General features: G+C 67.6%; 11 protein-coding genes and 1 tRNA gene. All 12 read right to left on the bottom strand.

Going from position 1 to position 15,604, the window contains the following annotated elements; all coding sequences use genetic code 11:
* Positions 1-103 precede the first annotated feature (103 nt).
* The 12 genes from rpoC to FFK22_RS18875 all read right to left on the bottom strand — a co-directional run bounded on the left by rpoC (position 104) and on the right by FFK22_RS18875 (position 15,539).
* The gene (gene rpoC / locus FFK22_RS18930) at positions 104-4,429 is read right to left on the bottom strand and encodes a DNA-directed RNA polymerase subunit beta' (RefSeq protein WP_138892565.1); all 4,326 of its coding nucleotides are present in this window, start codon (positions 4,427-4,429) and stop codon (positions 104-106) included.
* 81 nt (positions 4,430-4,510) lie between these two features.
* Positions 4,511-8,701 (bottom strand): DNA-directed RNA polymerase subunit beta, encoded by a 4,191-nt coding sequence (rpoB, locus tag FFK22_RS18925; protein ID WP_138892566.1) that lies wholly within the window; start codon positions 8,699-8,701, stop codon positions 4,511-4,513.
* 126 nt (positions 8,702-8,827) lie between these two features.
* Entirely contained in the window at positions 8,828-9,205 is a 378-nt protein-coding gene (gene rplL, locus FFK22_RS18920; RefSeq protein ID WP_138892567.1) for a 50S ribosomal protein L7/L12, read from the bottom strand.
* Positions 9,206-9,256: 51 nt separating this feature from the next.
* On the bottom strand, positions 9,257-9,775 hold the full coding sequence (rplJ, locus tag FFK22_RS18915; protein WP_138892568.1) for a 50S ribosomal protein L10: 519 nt from the start codon (positions 9,773-9,775) through the stop codon (positions 9,257-9,259).
* A gap of 308 nt (positions 9,776-10,083) precedes the next feature.
* A complete protein-coding gene (rplA, locus tag FFK22_RS18910; protein ID WP_373683752.1) occupies positions 10,084-10,782 on the bottom strand; it encodes a 50S ribosomal protein L1 in 699 nt (232 codons plus the stop codon).
* A 14-nt stretch (positions 10,783-10,796) separates the two neighbouring features.
* Positions 10,797-11,228, bottom strand: a complete 432-nt coding sequence (rplK, locus tag FFK22_RS18905) for a 50S ribosomal protein L11 (RefSeq protein WP_138892570.1) — start codon at positions 11,226-11,228, stop codon at positions 10,797-10,799.
* 148 nt (positions 11,229-11,376) lie between these two features.
* Positions 11,377-11,910, bottom strand: coding sequence for a transcription termination/antitermination protein NusG (gene nusG / locus FFK22_RS18900; protein ID WP_138892571.1), 534 nt, complete (start codon positions 11,908-11,910; stop codon positions 11,377-11,379).
* Positions 11,911-11,913: 3 nt separating this feature from the next.
* A complete protein-coding gene (gene secE / locus FFK22_RS18895) occupies positions 11,914-12,111 on the bottom strand; it encodes a preprotein translocase subunit SecE (protein WP_138892572.1) in 198 nt (65 codons plus the stop codon).
* 47 nt (positions 12,112-12,158) lie between these two features.
* A tRNA-Trp gene (locus FFK22_RS18890) sits at positions 12,159-12,234 on the bottom strand.
* A gap of 127 nt (positions 12,235-12,361) precedes the next feature.
* Positions 12,362-12,985: a pyridoxal 5'-phosphate synthase glutaminase subunit PdxT gene (gene pdxT, locus FFK22_RS18885; RefSeq protein ID WP_138892573.1), complete on the bottom strand. Its 624-nt coding sequence runs from the start codon at positions 12,983-12,985 to the stop codon at positions 12,362-12,364.
* Entirely contained in the window at positions 12,979-13,911 is a 933-nt protein-coding gene (gene pdxS / locus FFK22_RS18880; protein ID WP_138892574.1) for a pyridoxal 5'-phosphate synthase lyase subunit PdxS, read from the bottom strand. The genes pdxT and pdxS overlap by 7 nt, the downstream gene beginning before the upstream one ends.
* Positions 13,912-14,066: 155 nt before the next feature.
* On the bottom strand, positions 14,067-15,539 hold the full coding sequence (locus FFK22_RS18875; protein ID WP_138892575.1) for a PLP-dependent aminotransferase family protein: 1,473 nt from the start codon (positions 15,537-15,539) through the stop codon (positions 14,067-14,069).
* Positions 15,540-15,604 lie beyond the last annotated feature (65 nt).

Here is a 15,604-nt window from a genome sequence, read left to right as displayed (position 1 = left end):
GTCTCCCCTTCCGTTCAGAGACGATAAGGCCGGCGGGATCCGAGCCAACAAAAAACCCCCTCCGGCGGACCGGAGGGGGTTTTTCTTTGGAGCTAGCCCTGGATCAGGCGGCAGCCTCGCCCGAGGGCAGCGCCGGCTCTTCGCTCTGCTCCTCGTGCTGCAGCCGGGCGACCCGGTCGCGCTCGCCGGCGATCTGCCGCAGGCGGTTGACCACCGAGCCGGTGCCCGCCGGGATCAGGCGGCCAACGATGACGTTCTCCTTGAGGCCGGCCAGATCGTCGACCTTGCCGGAGACCGCCGCCTCGGTGAGGACGCGGGTGGTCTCCTGGAACGAGGCCGCCGAGATGAACGACTTGGTCTGCAGCGAGGCCTTGGTGATGCCCTGAAGCACCGAGACGCCCTTGGCCGGCCGCAGGTTCTCGCGGATCGTCTTCTCGTTCTCTTCCTCGAAGTCCTCGCGGTCGACCTGATCGCCGATCAGGAGGGTGGTGTCGCCCACCTCCGTCACCTCGATCTTCTGCAGCATCTGGCGGACGATCACCTCGATGTGCTTGTCGTTGATCTTCACGCCCTGCAGCCGGTAGACGTCCTGGATCTCATTGACCAGGTAGTCCGCCAGCGCCTCGACGCCGAGGACCGACAGGATGTCGTGCGGCACCGGGTTGCCGTCCAGCAGCTGGTCGCCCTTGAGGACGTAGTCGCCTTCCTGCACCGAGATGTGCTTGCCCTTCGGAATGAGGTATTCGCGCTCGTCGCCCGACTCCTCGTTCCGCACGACGATGCGCCGCTTGGTCTTGTAGTCCTTGCCGAACTCGACCCGGCCATCGAGGTCCGAGATGATGGCGTAGTCCTTCGGCTTGCGGGCCTCGAACAGCTCGGCGACACGCGGCAGACCACCGGTGATGTCACGCGTCTTCGAGCCTTCGCGCGGGATACGGGCCAGCACGTCGCCGGCCTGCACCTGCGCGCCGTTCTCGACCTGCAGGATGGCGTCGACCGAGAGGAAGTAGCGCGCCTCCAGGCCGTTCGGCAGGCGGATGACCTCGCCCTTCTCGTCGCGCAGGACGATGCGGGGCTTCAGCTGGTCGCCGCGCGGCTGCTGCCGCCAGTCGACCACCACCTTGGCCGAGATGCCGGTCTGCTCGTCGACGACCTCGCGCATCGAGACGCCTTCGACCAGGTCCATATAGGTCGCCGTGCCCGCCTTCTCGGTGATGATCGGCATGGTGTACGGATCCCACTCGGCCATCTTGCGGCCGCGCTCGATCTTCTCGCCGTCATCGACCAGCAGCTTGGCGCCGTAGGGCAGGCGGTGGCGCGCCTTTTCGCGGCCCTGCCCGTCGACCAGCTGCAGCTCGCAGTTCCGGCTCATCACCACCAGGACGCCCTGGCCGTTCTTCACCACGTTGCGGTTCTTGATCTGAACCTTGGCGTCGAACGACGCCTCGATCGCCGACTGCTCGGCACCGCGCTGGGCCGCGCCGCCGATGTGGAACGTCCGCATCGTCAGCTGCGTGCCCGGCTCGCCGATCGACTGCGCCGCGATGACGCCGACGGCCTCGCCGATGTTCACCGTGGTGCCGCGGGCCAGGTCGCGGCCATAGCACTTGCCGCAGATGCCGCCCTTGGTCTCGCAGGTCAGGGCCGACCGGATCAGCACCCGGTCGATGCCGGCGATCTCGACCGCCTCGACCAGAGCCTCGTCGATCAGCTCGCCCTGCTGGACCACGACCTCGCCGGTCAGCGGATGCAGCACCGCTTCGCCGGCACAGCGGCCGAGGATGCGCTCGCCGAGCGGCACGATCACCTCGCCGCCGTCGATCACGGCGCCGGTGGTGATGCCGTTCTTGGTGCCGCAATCCTCCTCGATCACCACGCAATCCTGCGCGACGTCGACCAGGCGGCGGGTCAGGTAGCCCGAGTTCGCGGTCTTCAAGGCGGTGTCCGCCAGGCCCTTGCGGGCGCCGTGCGTCGAGTTGAAGTACTCGAGAACGGTCAGGCCTTCCTTGAAGTTCGAGATGATCGGCGTCTCGATGATCGAACCGTCCGGCTTCGCCATCAGGCCGCGCATGCCGGCGAGCTGCCGGATCTGCGCCGCCGAACCGCGGGCGCCGGAATGGGCCATCATGTAGACCGAGTTCACCTGCCGGCTCGGGTCGGTGAGCGTGGCCTGGATCTCGGCCATCATCTCGCGCGCCACCTCGTCGGTGGTGTTCGACCACACGTCGACCACCTTGTTGTACTTCTCGCCGCGGGTGATCAGGCCGTCGAGATACTGGTTCTCGTACTCCTTCACCAGCTGCGTCGCCTTGGAGATCAGCTCGACCTTCGCCTGCGGGATGACCATGTCATCCTTGCCGAAGGAGATGCCGGCGCGGCAGGCATGGGCGAAGCCTAGGCCCATCAGCCGGTCGCAGAAGATCACCGTCTCCTTCTGGCCGCAGTGGCGATAGACGATGTCGATGACGTTGGTGACGTCCTTCTTCGTCAGCAGCCGGTTGACCTGGCTGAACGGCACCGCCGGATGCCGCGGCAGGATCTCGGACAAGAGCATCCGGCCCGGCGTGGTGGTGACGCGCTGGATGATCTCCTGGCCGCTCTCGTCGACCGTCTTGAAGCGGGTCTTGATCCGGCTGTGCATGCCGATCGCGCCCACGGACATCGCCTGCTCCATCTCGCCGATCGAGGCGAAACGGGGCACCTGGTGGGCGGTCAGCTTGCCGGACTTCAGCTTCTCGAACACCGCCTTGACGTCGGAGGCGTCGACCACATCCGACGGCTTGGCCGGGTTGTGCAGGATGATGTCGTCATTGGCGATCGCCGCGGTCAGCGCCTCGATCCCGTCGATCGACAGCGCCGGGCCGAGCTTGTCGTTGCGCTCCATCGACAGGTAGTAGATGCCGAGGACGATGTCCTGCGACGGCACGATGATCGGCTTGCCGTTGGCCGGGCTGAGGATGTTGTTGGTCGACATCATCAGCACGCGGGCCTCGAGCTGGGCCTCGAGCGCCAGCGGCACGTGCACGGCCATCTGATCGCCGTCGAAATCGGCGTTGAAGGCGGTGCAGACCAGCGGGTGCAGCTGGATCGCCTTGCCCTCGATCAGGGTCGGCTCGAACGCCTGGATGCCCAGGCGGTGCAGCGTCGGGGCGCGGTTCAGCAGGACCGGATGCTCGCGGATCACCTCCTCGAGGATGTCCCAGACCTCCGGCCGCTCCTTCTCCACCATCCGCTTCGCGGCCTTGATGGTGGACGCCATGCCGTAGAGTTCAAGCTTGTGGTAGATGAACGGCTTGAACAGCTCGAGCGCCATCTTCTTCGGCAGGCCGCACTGGTGGAGCTTCAGCTCCGGCCCGACGACGATGACCGAACGGCCCGAATAGTCGACGCGCTTGCCGAGCAGGTTCTGACGGAACCGGCCCTGCTTGCCCTTCAGCATGTCGCTGATCGACTTCAGCGGGCGCTTGTTGGCGCCGGTGATGACGCGGCCGCGGCGGCCGTTGTCGAACAGCGCGTCGACCGCCTCCTGCAGCATGCGCTTCTCGTTGCGCACGATGATGTCGGGCGCGCGCAGCTCGATCAGCCGCTTCAGGCGGTTGTTGCGGTTGATGACGCGGCGGTACAGGTCGTTGAGATCGCTCGTCGCGAAGCGACCGCCGTCCAGGGGCACAAGGGGCCGCAGCTCCGGCGGGATCACCGGAACGACGTCGAGCACCATCCACTCCGGATGCGAGCCGGACTCCAGGAAGGCGTCGATCAGCTTCAGCCGCTTGACCAGCTTCTTGCGCTTGGCCTCGGAACCGGTCTCGCGCAGCTCCTCACGGACCTGCACCCGCTGCTCCTCCAGGTCCATGCCCGAGAGCATGCCCTTCAGAGCCTCGGCGCCGATCTTGGCGGTGAAGGCGTCCTCGCCGTACTCGTCCTGGGCGCGAAGATACTCGTCCTCGGTGAGGAGCTGGTTCTTCTTCAGCGCGGTCAGGCCGGGCTCGACCACCACGAAGCTCTCGAAGTACAGGACCTTCTCGAGATCCTTCAGCGTCATGTCGACCATCAGGCCGATGCGCGACGGCAGCGACTTCAGGAACCAGATATGCGCCACCGGCGAGGCCAGCTCGATATGGCCCATGCGCTCGCGCCGGACCTTCGACAGCGTGACCTCGACGCCGCACTTCTCGCAGATGATGCCGCGGTACTTCATGCGCTTGTACTTGCCGCACAAGCACTCGTAGTCCTTGATCGGACCGAAGATCCGGGCGCAGAACAGGCCGTCGCGCTCCGGCTTGAAGGTCCGGTAGTTGATCGTCTCGGGCTTCTTGATCTCGCCATAGGACCAGGAGCGGATGCGCTCCGGGCTGGCGATCTGGATCTTGATCTGGTCGAAGCTCTGCGGCGTCGAGACCTGGCCGACGAGATTCATCAACTCGTTCATGTACCTGCTCCCCCGGGGGTAGGGACGGACGTATAGGGTTCAGCGGCGGCCGATCCTGTCGGACCGGCCGCCGGAAACGGATCAGAAGCTGCGCTGCTCGAGCTCGACATTGAGGCCCAGCGACCGCAGCTCCTTCATCAGCACGTTGAAGGATTCGGGGATGCCGGCCTCGAAGTTGTCGTCGCCACGGACGATCGCCTCATAAACCTTGGTGCGGCCGGACACGTCGTCCGACTTCACCGTCAGCATCTCCTGCAGCGTGTACGCCGCGCCGTAGGCCTCGAGCGCCCACACCTCCATTTCGCCGAAGCGCTGGCCGCCGAACTGGGCCTTGCCGCCCAGCGGCTGCTGGGTGACCAGGCTGTACGGGCCGATCGACCGGGCGTGGATCTTGTCGTCCACCAGATGGTGCAGCTTCAGCATGTAGATGTAGCCGACGGTCACCTTGCGGGCGAACTGCTCGCCGGTGCGGCCGTCCTGCAGCGTGACCTGGCCCGAGGAGGCCAGGCCGGCCTTCTCCAGCATGTGGACGATGTCGTCCTCACGGGCGCCGTCGAACACCGGCGTCGCCATCGGCACGCCCTTGCGCAGGTTGCCGGCCATCTCGACCAGCTCGTCGGTGGACATGTCCTGGATGTCCTCCTCGTACTGGCCGCTGCCGTAGACGTCCTGCAGCTTGCCCTGCAGCGCCTTGACCGTCTTGGCGTTGTCCTCGCCGCGCCGGGCCTGGGCCTGGTACTGGTCGACGACCTCGCCGATCTGGCGGCCGATGCCGGCCGCAGCCCAGCCGAGATGGGTCTCCAGGATCTGGCCGACATTCATGCGGCTGGGCACGCCGAGCGGGTTCAGCACCAGGTCGACATGGGTGCCGTCCTCGAGATACGGCATGTCCTCGATCGGCATGATCTTGGACACCACGCCCTTGTTGCCGTGGCGGCCGGCCATCTTGTCGCCGGGCTGCAGCTTGCGCTTCACCGCGACGAAGATCTTGACCATCTTCATCACGCCGGGCGGCAGCTCGTCGCCGCGCTGCAGCTTCTCGACCTTGTTGTCGAACCGCGCCTCGAGAGCCTTCACCTGGTCGTCGAAGTGGCGACCCATGGCTTCGATGTCGGCCATGCGCGCCTCATCGGCGATGGTGATCTGGCGCCACTGGCCGCGGCTGAAGTCCTTCAACTGCGCCTCGCCGATCTCGCCGCCGGTGGCGAAGCCCTTCGGCCCGGAGACCGAGGTCTGCCCCAGCAGCAGCTCCTTGAGGCGGGCGAAGAAGCTGCGCTCCAGGATCGCGCGCTCGCTGTCGCGGTCCTTGGCCAGCCGCTCGATCTCGGCCCGCTCGATCGCCAGCGCACGCTCGTCCTTGTCGACGCCGCGGCGCGAGAACACCCGCACCTCGACGATCGTGCCGGTGACGCCCGGCGGCAGGCGCAGCGAGGTGTCGCGGACGTCGGACGCCTTCTCGCCGAAGATGGCGCGGAGCAGCTTCTCTTCCGGCGTCATCGGGCTTTCGCCCTTCGGCGTGACCTTGCCGACCAGGATGTCGCCCGGCTTCACCTCGGCGCCGATATAGACGATGCCCGCCTCGTCGAGATGGCGCAGCGCCTCTTCACCGACATTCGGGATGTCGCGGGTGATCTCTTCCTGGCCGAGCTTGGTGTCGCGCGCCATCACCTCGAACTCCTCGATGTGGATCGAGGTGAAGACGTCGTCCTTGACGATGCGCTCGGAGATGAGGATCGAGTCCTCGAAGTTGTAGCCGTTCCAGGGCATGAAGGCGACGAGCACGTTGCGGCCGAGCGCGAGCTCGCCGAGCTCGGTCGACGGGCCGTCGGCGATGATGTCGCCCCTGGCCACGCGGTCGCCGACCTTCACCAGCGGACGCTGGGTGATGCAGGTGCTCTGGTTCGAGCGCTGGAACTTCAGCAGGTTGTAGATGTCGACGGTCGACACCGCGCCCTCGGTGTCGGTCACCCGCACCACGACGCGGGTGGCGTCGACCGTGTCGATCACGCCGGCGCGGCGGGCGACGATGGTGACGCCCGAGTCACGGGCGACCGTGCCCTCCATGCCGGTGCCGACCAGCGGCGCGTCGGCGCGCACCAGCGGCACCGCCTGGCGCTGCATGTTCGAGCCCATCAGCGCGCGGTTGGCGTCGTCGTTTTCGAGGAACGGGATCAGCGCCGCGGCCACCGAGACGATCTGCTTCGGCGAGACGTCCACCAGGTCGATCGATTCCGGCTTCGACATGATGTAGTCGCCGCCCTGCCGGCACGACACGAGGTCGCCGATGAAGCGGCCTTCCTCGTCCAGCTCGGCATTCGCCTGGGCGATGGTGTAGCGGCTCTCCTCCATCGCCGAGAGGTAGATGACCTCATTGCTGACCCGGCCGTCGACCATGCGGCGATACGGGCTCTCGATGAAGCCGTACTTGTTCACCCGGGCATAGGTGGCGAGCGAGTTGATCAGGCCGATATTCGGGCCTTCCGGCGTCTCGATCGGGCAGATCCGGCCGTAATGCGTCGGGTGCACGTCGCGCACCTCGAAGCCGGCGCGCTCGCGGGTCAGGCCGCCCGGCCCGAGGGCCGAGAGGCGCCGCTTGTGCGTGATCTCGGACAGCGGGTTGGTCTGGTCCATGAACTGGCTGAGCTGCGAGGAGCCGAAGAACTCCCGCACCGCCGCCGCCGCCGGCTTCGCGTTGATCAGGTCGTGCGGCATGATCGTGTCGATGTCGACCGACGACATGCGCTCGCGGATCGCGCGCTCCATGCGCAGCAGGCCGACGCGGTACTGGTTCTCCATCAGCTCGCCGACCGAGCGGACGCGGCGGTTGCCGAGGTTGTCGATGTCGTCGATCTCGCCGCGGCCGTCCTTCAGATCGACCAGGATCTTCAGGATCGACAGGATGTCGTCCTTGCGCAGCACGCGCAGCTGGTCGTCGGTCTCGAAGCCCAGGCGCGCATTCATCTTCACCCGGCCGACGGCCGAGAGGTCATAGCGCTCCTGGTCGAAGAACAGGCCGTTGAACAGCGCCTCGGCGCTCTCCAGCGTCGGCGGCTCGCCCGGGCGCATGACCCGGTAGATGTCGATCAGCGCGTCCTCGCGGGACGCGTTGCGGTCGATCGCCAGGGTCGAGCGCAGATACGGGCCGACATTGACGTGGTCGATGGCGAGCACGGTCAGGGTGTCGAAACCCTTCTCCTCGAACAGGTCGAGGACGGCCTGGGTGACCTCGTCGCCGGCCTCGAAGAAGACCTCGCCGGTCTGCTCGTCGATCACGTCGCCGGCCAGGTAGCGGCCGGCCAGGTCCTCGGCCGGGACCAGGATCTCGGTGACGCCCTGCTCGGCCAGCTTCTTGATGACGCGCGGCGTCATCTTGGTGTCGGTCTGGGCCACCACCTCGCCCGAGGCGGCGTCGACCAGGTCGGCCGTCAGCTTGACGCCCTTCAGGCGCTCGCCGTCGAAGGCGGTCTTCCAGCCGTCCTTGGCGCGCTTGTAGGCGACGCTGTCGTAGAACCAGCCGAGGATCTCCTCGCGGCTCATGCCCTGCGCCTCATAGGGCTGCAGGCCGCGGCCTTCCTTCGCCCGCGCCTGGCGCAGCGTGGCGGTCTCGGCCGAATCCAGCGCCATCAGCAGGGTCGTGGTCGGCAGCTTGCGGCGGCGGTCGATGCGGACATAGAGGTGGTCCTTGGCGTCGAACTCGAAGTCGAGCCAGGAGCCGCGATAGGGGATCACGCGGGCCGCGAACAGGTACTTGCCCGAGGAATGGGTCTTGCCGCGGTCGTGATCGAAGAACACGCCCGGGCTGCGGTGCATCTGGCTGACGATGACGCGCTCGGTGCCGTTGATGATGAAGGTGCCATTCGCCGTCATGAGCGGCATGTCGCCCATGTAGACGTCCTGCTCCTTGATGTCGCGGATCGAGCGCAGGCCCGTATCCTCCTCGACGTCGAACACGGTCAGGCGCAGCGTCACCTTGAGCGGCGCGGCGAAGGTCATGCCCCGCTGCTGGCACTCCTCGACGTCGTATTTCGGCTCTTCCAGCTCGTACGAAACAAAATCGAGCTCGGCGCGTTCAGAGAAGTCCTTGATCGGGAACACCGACCGGAACACCTCCTGCAGGCCGACCACGGTCCGGGCCGCCGGCTTGACATTCATCTGCAGGAACTGATCGTAGGAGCTGCGCTGCACCTCGATCAGGTTTGGCATTTGGGCGACCTCGGGGATCCGCCCGAAACTCTTGCGGACGCGCTTACGGCCGGTGAAGGTCTGAGCCATGTGAGCCCCTCGTTTCCAACAAATGCCGAACAGGTACGGAACACAAACGCCCGTTCGCGGCCGACCCCGAGGGATCGGCCGCGCCCGGACTACAACGACAAAACAGCCTGAAGTGCCACGCGGGTCTTACTTGACGTCGACCTTGGCGCCGGCCTCTTCCAGCTGCTTCCTGATCTTGGCGGCCTCGTCCTTCGACACGCCTTCCTTGACAGGCTTCGGCGCGCCTTCGACGAGGTCCTTGGCCTCCTTGAGGCCGAGTCCGGTGATCGCACGGACCTCCTTGATCACGTTGATCTTCTTGTCGCCGGCCTCGGTGAGGATGACGTTGAACTCAGTCTGCTCCTCGACCGGAGCAGCGGCAGCAGCCGCGCCCGGAGCCGCGGCAACCGCGACCGGAGCGGCGGCGGAAACGCCCCACTTCTCCTCGAGCAGCTTCGAGAGCTCAGCGGCCTCGAGGACCGTCAGGCTCGACAGATCGTCGACGAGCTTTGCAAGATCAGCCATTTTGGTCTCCTAAACTTGGGTCTTCTGGGTACGGTTTCAACAGGTGCGGCGCTACGCCGCCTCGTCCTTCTTGGCATAGGCCCCGATGACCCGGGCGAGCTGCCCGGCCGGCGCCTGCAGAACACCGGCGATACGGGTCGCCGGGGTCTGGATCATGCCCACCAGCTTCGCCCGCAGCTCGTCGAGCGACGGCAGCGAGGCGAGAGCCTCGACACCCTTCTGATCGAGCAGCTGAGAACCGAGACCGCCGCCGATGATCTGCAGCTTCTCGTTCTTCTTGGCGTAATCGACCGCCACCTTCGCCGCCGCGACCGCGTCCTGGGAGAACGCGATGGCGGTCGGGCCGGTGAACAGGTCGGCCAGATGCTCGAACTGGGTGCCCTGAAGGGCGATGCGGGCGAGCCGGTTCTTGGTCACGCGGAACGAGGCCCCCGCCGCGAGCATTTGACGCCGGAGATCGGTCGACTCGGCCACCGTCATCCCGCCTTGGCGGGTGACGACGACCGTGTACGCCGTCCGGAACGACTCCTGCAGCGCGGCGATCTTCTCGGTCTTTTGTGTACGGTTCACGGATCGCCTCCGTTGTCGGGATCCCGCCCCGGCCGAAGCCGGAAAGGGACCCCAGTCCACACTGAACCGGTCCTTGGGCCCACCCTCGACCTGAGGTTGGGCCCGGTGCCGATCCGCTCTCCTGTCCCAGAAGTCCAAGCCCCGCACGACGCCCGGACCGAGGTCCGGCCGCCGCCGTTGATTGGGTTCGACTCCCGTCTATGCAGGTGGGTTTTAAGCGCCTTGCGACGCCCCTGCAGTCTCGGACAGGTTCGGGCAGGGCCGCGGCCCCACCCTGTCCGCCGCCCGTTGCCGGGCAGCGTATTCCTTTAGGCGCCGGCGCCTTCGTGCAGCTTCGCCAGGTCCAGCTTGTAGCCGGGGCCCATGGTCGAGGTGACGGTCACCTTCTTCAGATAGGTGCCCTTCGCCCCGGCCGGCTTGGCGCGCTGGATCGCCTCGACGAAGGCGCGGATGTTGCCGACCAGCGCCTCGTCCGTGAAGCTGGCCTTGCCGACGCCGGCATGGACGATGCCCGCCTTCTCGGCCCGGAACTCCACGGCGCCGCCCTTGGCGGCCTTGACCGCGGCGACGACGTCGGGGGTGACGGTGCCGAGCTTCGGGTTCGGCATCAGGCCGCGGGGGCCGAGCACCTTACCGAGGCGACCGACCACGCCCATCATGTCCGGGGTGGCGATGCAGCGGTCGAAGTCCATCCGACCCTCGAGGATCTCCTTGGCGAGATCGTCGGCGCCGACAATGTCGGCCCCGGCGGCCAGGGCCTGATCGGCCTTCTCGGCCCGGGCGAACACCAGGACGCGGACGGTCTTGCCGGTGCCGTTCGGCAGCTGGACGACGCCGCGGACCATCTGGTCGGCGTGGCGCGGGTCGACACCGAGATTCATCGCGATCTCGACGGTCTCGTCGAACTTCGCCGTGGCCGACGCCTTCAGCATCTTGACGGCCTGGGCCAGCTCATAGGTCGCCTCGGGGTTCAGCCCCTTGGTCGCGGCGCGCGTGCGCTTGGAAATCTTGGCCATGCCGATTACTCCACCACCTCGATGCCCATGGACCGGGCCGAGCCCTTGATCATCTGGGCAGCGGCGTCGACGTCGTTCGCATTGAGATCCTTCATCTTGATCTCGGCGATCTCGCGGATCTGCTTCATCGTGATCTTGCCGACATTGGCGCCCTTGCCGGGCGTCTGGCTGCCCTTGGCGAGGCCTGCGGCCTTCTTGATGAAGTAGGTGTTCGGCGGCGTCTTGGTGATGAAGGTGAAGGTCCGATCGCCATAGGCCGTGATCACGACCGGGATCGGCATCCCCTTCTCCAGGTTCTGCGTCTGGGCGTTGAACGCCTTGCAGAACTCCATGATGTTCAGACCGCGCTGACCCAGCGCCGGACCGATCGGCGGCGACGGGTTGGCGGCGCCCGCGGGCACCTGCAGCTTGATCTGTCCTACGACCTTCTTTGCCATCTCATATCCCTCAACAACTGATCCCTCCGGTGGAACCGGAGGGATTGGGAAGCGCGGTCACGACCCCCGGAGGACTTCCCGGGAGGGTCTCCCGCGCCGCTTCCCCGCGCCCTGGAGCGCGAGGTATCCGGCGACGATCAGCGGACCGTCACGAAACTTTCTCGACCTGCGTGTACTCTAGCTCCACCGGAGTGGCACGACCGAAGATCGAAACCGCGACCTTGAGCCGCGAGCGCTCCTCGTCCACCTCTTCCACCACGCCGTTGAAGCTGGTGAAGGGACCGTCGGCCACGCGCACCGTCTCGCCGATCTCGAAGGTGATGGACGGCTTCGGCCGCTCAACGCCTTCCTGGACCTGCTGCATGATCCGCATCGCCTCGGTCTCGCTGATCGGGATCGGCTTGTTGCCGGACCCGAGGAAGCCGGTGACCTTCGGCGTGTTCTTGACCAGATGCCAGGCCCGGTCGGACAGCTCCATCTTCAGCAGCACATAGCCCGGGAAGAACTTGCGCTCGGTGTTGACCTTCTGCCCGCGGCGGATCTCGACGACCTCCTCGGTCGGCACGACGATCTGCTCGAAATGATCGGTCAGGCCCTTCTGGTCGGCCTGCTCGCGGATCGACTCCGCGACCTTCTTCTCGAAATTCGAATAGACGTGCAGCACGTACCAACGCATCGCCATGGGTCAGCCCCCCATGCCGATGACGGACGTCACCGCCCAGCCGGCGACCCAGTCGACCAGCAGGAAGAAGATCGACATGAGGGTGACGAACACGAACACCATGCCGGTGGTGATCGCGGTCTCCTTCCGTGTCGGCCAGGTGACCTTCGCGGTCTCCTGCCGGACCTGCCTGAAGAACTGGACGGGGCTGGTCTTGGCCATGTCTACCAATCAAATCGTCGGACGTCGAAACGCCGATCGGGCGGGCGTGGCAGGAGTGGAGGGTCTCGAACCCCCAGCCTTCGGTTTTGGAGACCGACGCTCTACCAATTGAGCTACACTCCTCCGGGGACCGCCCTGCCTTCAGGAACACGACGAGGCACGCTCGCCGCCCTGACCGCGGAGCGAACGGTCTTCTAGCGGAAGCGTCCGGCAGAATCAACACCTGTTCGGGGACCCCGTCGGATTTCTCTCAGGCCGCCCGCTCCGCCCCGTTTCCGGCACCGGCGGCGATCTCCAGGAACAGCCGGTGCACCCGACGGTCCGTCGACAGCTCGGGGTGGAAGGTCGCGGCCAGCAGCCGGCCCTGGCGCACCAGCACCGGGTGGCCGCCCCGCTCCGCCAGCACCTCGACGCCGGGGCCGATTTCGGCAATGCGTGGCGCCCGGATGTACACCGTCTCGAGCGGCCCGCCGGGCAGCGCGGTCGGGGTCTCCAGGATCGCCGAATCGACCTGTCTTCCATAGGCGTTGCGCTCGACCGTGGCGTCGAGCACGCCGAGGCTCTCCTGCTCCGGCCGCAGCACCCGGCGGGCCAGCATGATGCAGCCGGCGCAGGTGCCGAACACCGGCATCGCCCGGGCGAAGCTCTGCAGCGCCTCGAAAAGGCCGTCGTGGGCCGCCAGCTTGAGCAGCGCGCTCGACTCGCCGCCCGGGATCACCAGCCCGGCCAGGCCGGCCAGATGGGCCGGCAGGCGCACCGGGACGGCCTCCGCCCCGGCCTCGCCCAGCGCGCTTGCATGGGCCTCGAAGTCGCCCTGCAGAGCCAGCACGCCGATGCGCGGCGCGTCGGCGACCCCACCCTGGCCGCTCACCATCCGCGGGTCTGCAGCATCTGGGCGGGGTCGAGCGCCGCCACCGCCAGGCCCTTCATCGCGCCCTGGCACTCGGCGCTGGCCTCGGCCAGGATTTCCGCGTCCTCGAAATGGGTGGTGGCGCGGACGATGGCGCGGGCGCGGCGCTCCGCCTCCTCCGGCTCGGCGAAGCTCTGCGAGTCCTGCATGAAGATGCCGGAGCCGACGAACACCGCCTCGGCCCCCAGCTGCCGCACCAGCGCGGCGTCGGCCGGGGTGGCGATGCCGCCGGCGGAAAAATTCGGCACCGGCAGCCGGCCGGTCTCGGCCACCAGCCGCACCAGCTCATAGGGTGCGCCCAGCTCCTTGGCGGCGGCGTACAGCTCCTCCGGCCGCAGCACGGTCAGGCCACGAATGTCCCGGCCGATCTGGCGCAGATGCTGCACGGCATGGACCACGTCGCCGGTACCGGCCTCGCCCTTGGTGCGGATCATGGCCGCGCCCTCGGCGATCCGGCGCAGCGCCTCGCCCAGGTTGCGGGCGCCGCAGACGAAGGGGGTGACGAAGGCCTGCTTGTCGACGTGATGCGCCTCGTCCGCCGGGGTCAGCACCTCGGATTCGTCGATGAAGTCGACACCGAGCGACTGCAGCACCTGGGCCTCGGCGAAATGGCCGATGCGACACTTGGCCATCACCGGGATCGACACGGTGCCCATGATCTCGCGGATCTTGACGGGCGAGGCCATGCGGGCGACGCCGCCCTCGGCCCGGATCTGTGCCGGCACCCGTTCCAGCGCCATCACCGCGACGGCGCCGGCGCGCTCGGCGATCTCGGCCTGGCGCGCATCGGTGACGTCCATGATGACGCCGCCCTTCAGCATCTCGGCCAAGCCGGTCTTCAGGCGCAGGGCCTGGGGGGAATGGGATCCGTTGGTGCCGTTGGCGGTCATGAGCTGTCTCCGTAAGAACTGGCGGAAACGCTAGGCCTCCGGCAGTGGTCGGAGAAGATCCACCGAACCGGCAATGTCATGGAGCCAGTTCACCCGCGGCCGGACCGGGCTTTTCAGGCAGTGGATTCGGATTTCTTCGGAAACGATGGGTCCAGTCAGGCTACGCCGCCGCGGCGGAAGGACTGCACCACCTCGCGCAACAGGGCGACGCCCTGGCGGATGTCCGGCTCCTCCACCGCGGCATAGCCCATCAGGAAGCCGGCACCGCCCTCGGTCCCCGCCATTCCGGTCTCGGCCGGGACGATGCCGACCGAGCGCAGCGCCGCCGCCTCGGCGACGCTGCCGGCCAGGGCGGCCGGGATATCGCGGAAGCGGACCACCAGATGCAGCCCGGCCTTCGCCCCCTCGATCGCCACCGCCGGGCCGAAGGCGGCCTTCAACGCCGCCACCAGGACGTCGCGGCGGTGCTGGTTGCGCCGGCGAGTGCGGCGGATATGGCGCTCGAAATGGCCGTCGCGGATGAGATGGGCGAACACCGCCTGGTCGAGCGAGGCGGTGTGCCGGTCGGTCAGCTGCTTGGCCCGCAGGAACGGCTCCACCAGCTCCGGCGGCAGCACCATGTAGCCGAGGCGCAGGCCGGGGGAGAGCACCTTGGAGACGGTGCCGGAATAGATCACCAGTCCGGCGCGGTCGAGCGCCTGCAGCGATTCGACCGGCCGGCCCTCGTAGCGGTACTCGCTGTCGTAATCGTCCTCGAACACATAGGTGCCGCCGCGTTCGGCCCAGTCCAGCAGGGCCAGGCGGCGGGCGGCCGGCATCACCCCCCCGGTCGGGAACTGGTGGCCGGGCGTGACATGGGCGAGCCGCGCTCCGGCCTCGAGCGGCGGCAGCCATGCGGTGTCGAGCCCGTCGGCGTCGACCGGCACCGGCAGCAGCCGGGCGCCGATCGCCTCCACCGCCAGGCGGGCGCCGCTGTAGCCCGGATCCTCGACCACCACCGTGTCGCCGGGATCGACCAGAACGCGCAAGGCCAGGTCGACCGCCTGCTGCGAGCCGTTGACGATCAGGATCTGCTCCGGCCGCGCCCGCACCGCCCGGGCCCGCGCCAGATAGTCGGACAGCGCGGCGCGCAGCTCCGGCAACCCTTGCGGGTTCTCGTAGAGATAGGGCTTGCCGGCGCGGCGCCGGATCTCGCGCAGCAGCAGCCGGCGCCAGATGTCGGCCGGGAAGTCGGCGGCGCTGACGGTGCCGTAGTGGAAGCTGTAGCGCAGGCCGCCGCGGCGGGTGAGGCTGTCGATGTCGAGTCCGCGCAGCCTTTCACTGTAGCGCGACAGCCGCGGCGCGCGCGGCGCCTCGGCCGGGGTCATGGCGGGGCGGGGCACGGGCCCGGCAGGCAGGGCCGCGCCGACGAAGGTGCCGGCGCCCGGCCGGCTCTCGAGATAGCCCTCGGCCAGCAGCTGCTCATAGGCCTGCAGCACGGTGTTGCGCGCGATCGCGAACTGGTCGGCCAGCGCACGGGAGGACGGCAGCCGGGTGCCCGGCGCCGCATCGCCGCTCAGGATCGACGCCTTGAGCTGGTCGTAGATCTGGGTCTGCAGCGGCGTGTCGCGGTCGAGGCGGATCAGCATGGCGTCATCTTAGGCCTTGCCCGAGACGACGAAAGGGCGGGGAGATCCCCCGCCCTTCCGCATTG

It is taken from the genome of Mycobacterium sp. KBS0706 (assembly GCF_005938675.2).
Classification (GTDB): Bacteria; Pseudomonadota; Alphaproteobacteria; order DSM-16000; family Inquilinaceae; genus Inquilinus.
Note: the sequence above shows the minus strand (reverse complement) of the source record. Positions and strands in the feature narration are given on the sequence as shown.

Bases quoted from the DNA above. Each gene is read 5' to 3' on its own strand.
- rpoC (WP_138892565.1), bottom strand. From the start codon at position 4,429: ATGAACGAGTTGATGAATCTCGTCGGCCAGGTCTCGACGCCGCAGAGC.
- rplK (WP_138892570.1), bottom strand. From the start codon at position 11,228: ATGGCAAAGAAGGTCGTAGGACAGATCAAGCTGCAGGTGCCCGCGGGC.
- secE (WP_138892572.1), bottom strand. From the start codon at position 12,111: ATGGCCAAGACCAGCCCCGTCCAGTTCTTCAGGCAGGTCCGGCAGGAG.
- FFK22_RS18875 (WP_138892575.1), bottom strand. From the start codon at position 15,539: ATGCTGATCCGCCTCGACCGCGACACGCCGCTGCAGACCCAGATCTAC.
- pdxS (WP_138892574.1), bottom strand. From the start codon at position 13,911: ATGACCGCCAACGGCACCAACGGATCCCATTCCCCCCAGGCCCTGCGC.
- pdxT (WP_138892573.1), bottom strand. From the start codon at position 12,985: ATGGTGAGCGGCCAGGGTGGGGTCGCCGACGCGCCGCGCATCGGCGTG.
- rplL (WP_138892567.1), bottom strand. From the start codon at position 9,205: ATGGCTGATCTTGCAAAGCTCGTCGACGATCTGTCGAGCCTGACGGTC.
- nusG (WP_138892571.1), bottom strand. From the start codon at position 11,910: ATGGCGATGCGTTGGTACGTGCTGCACGTCTATTCGAATTTCGAGAAG.
- rpoB (WP_138892566.1), bottom strand. From the start codon at position 8,701: ATGGCTCAGACCTTCACCGGCCGTAAGCGCGTCCGCAAGAGTTTCGGG.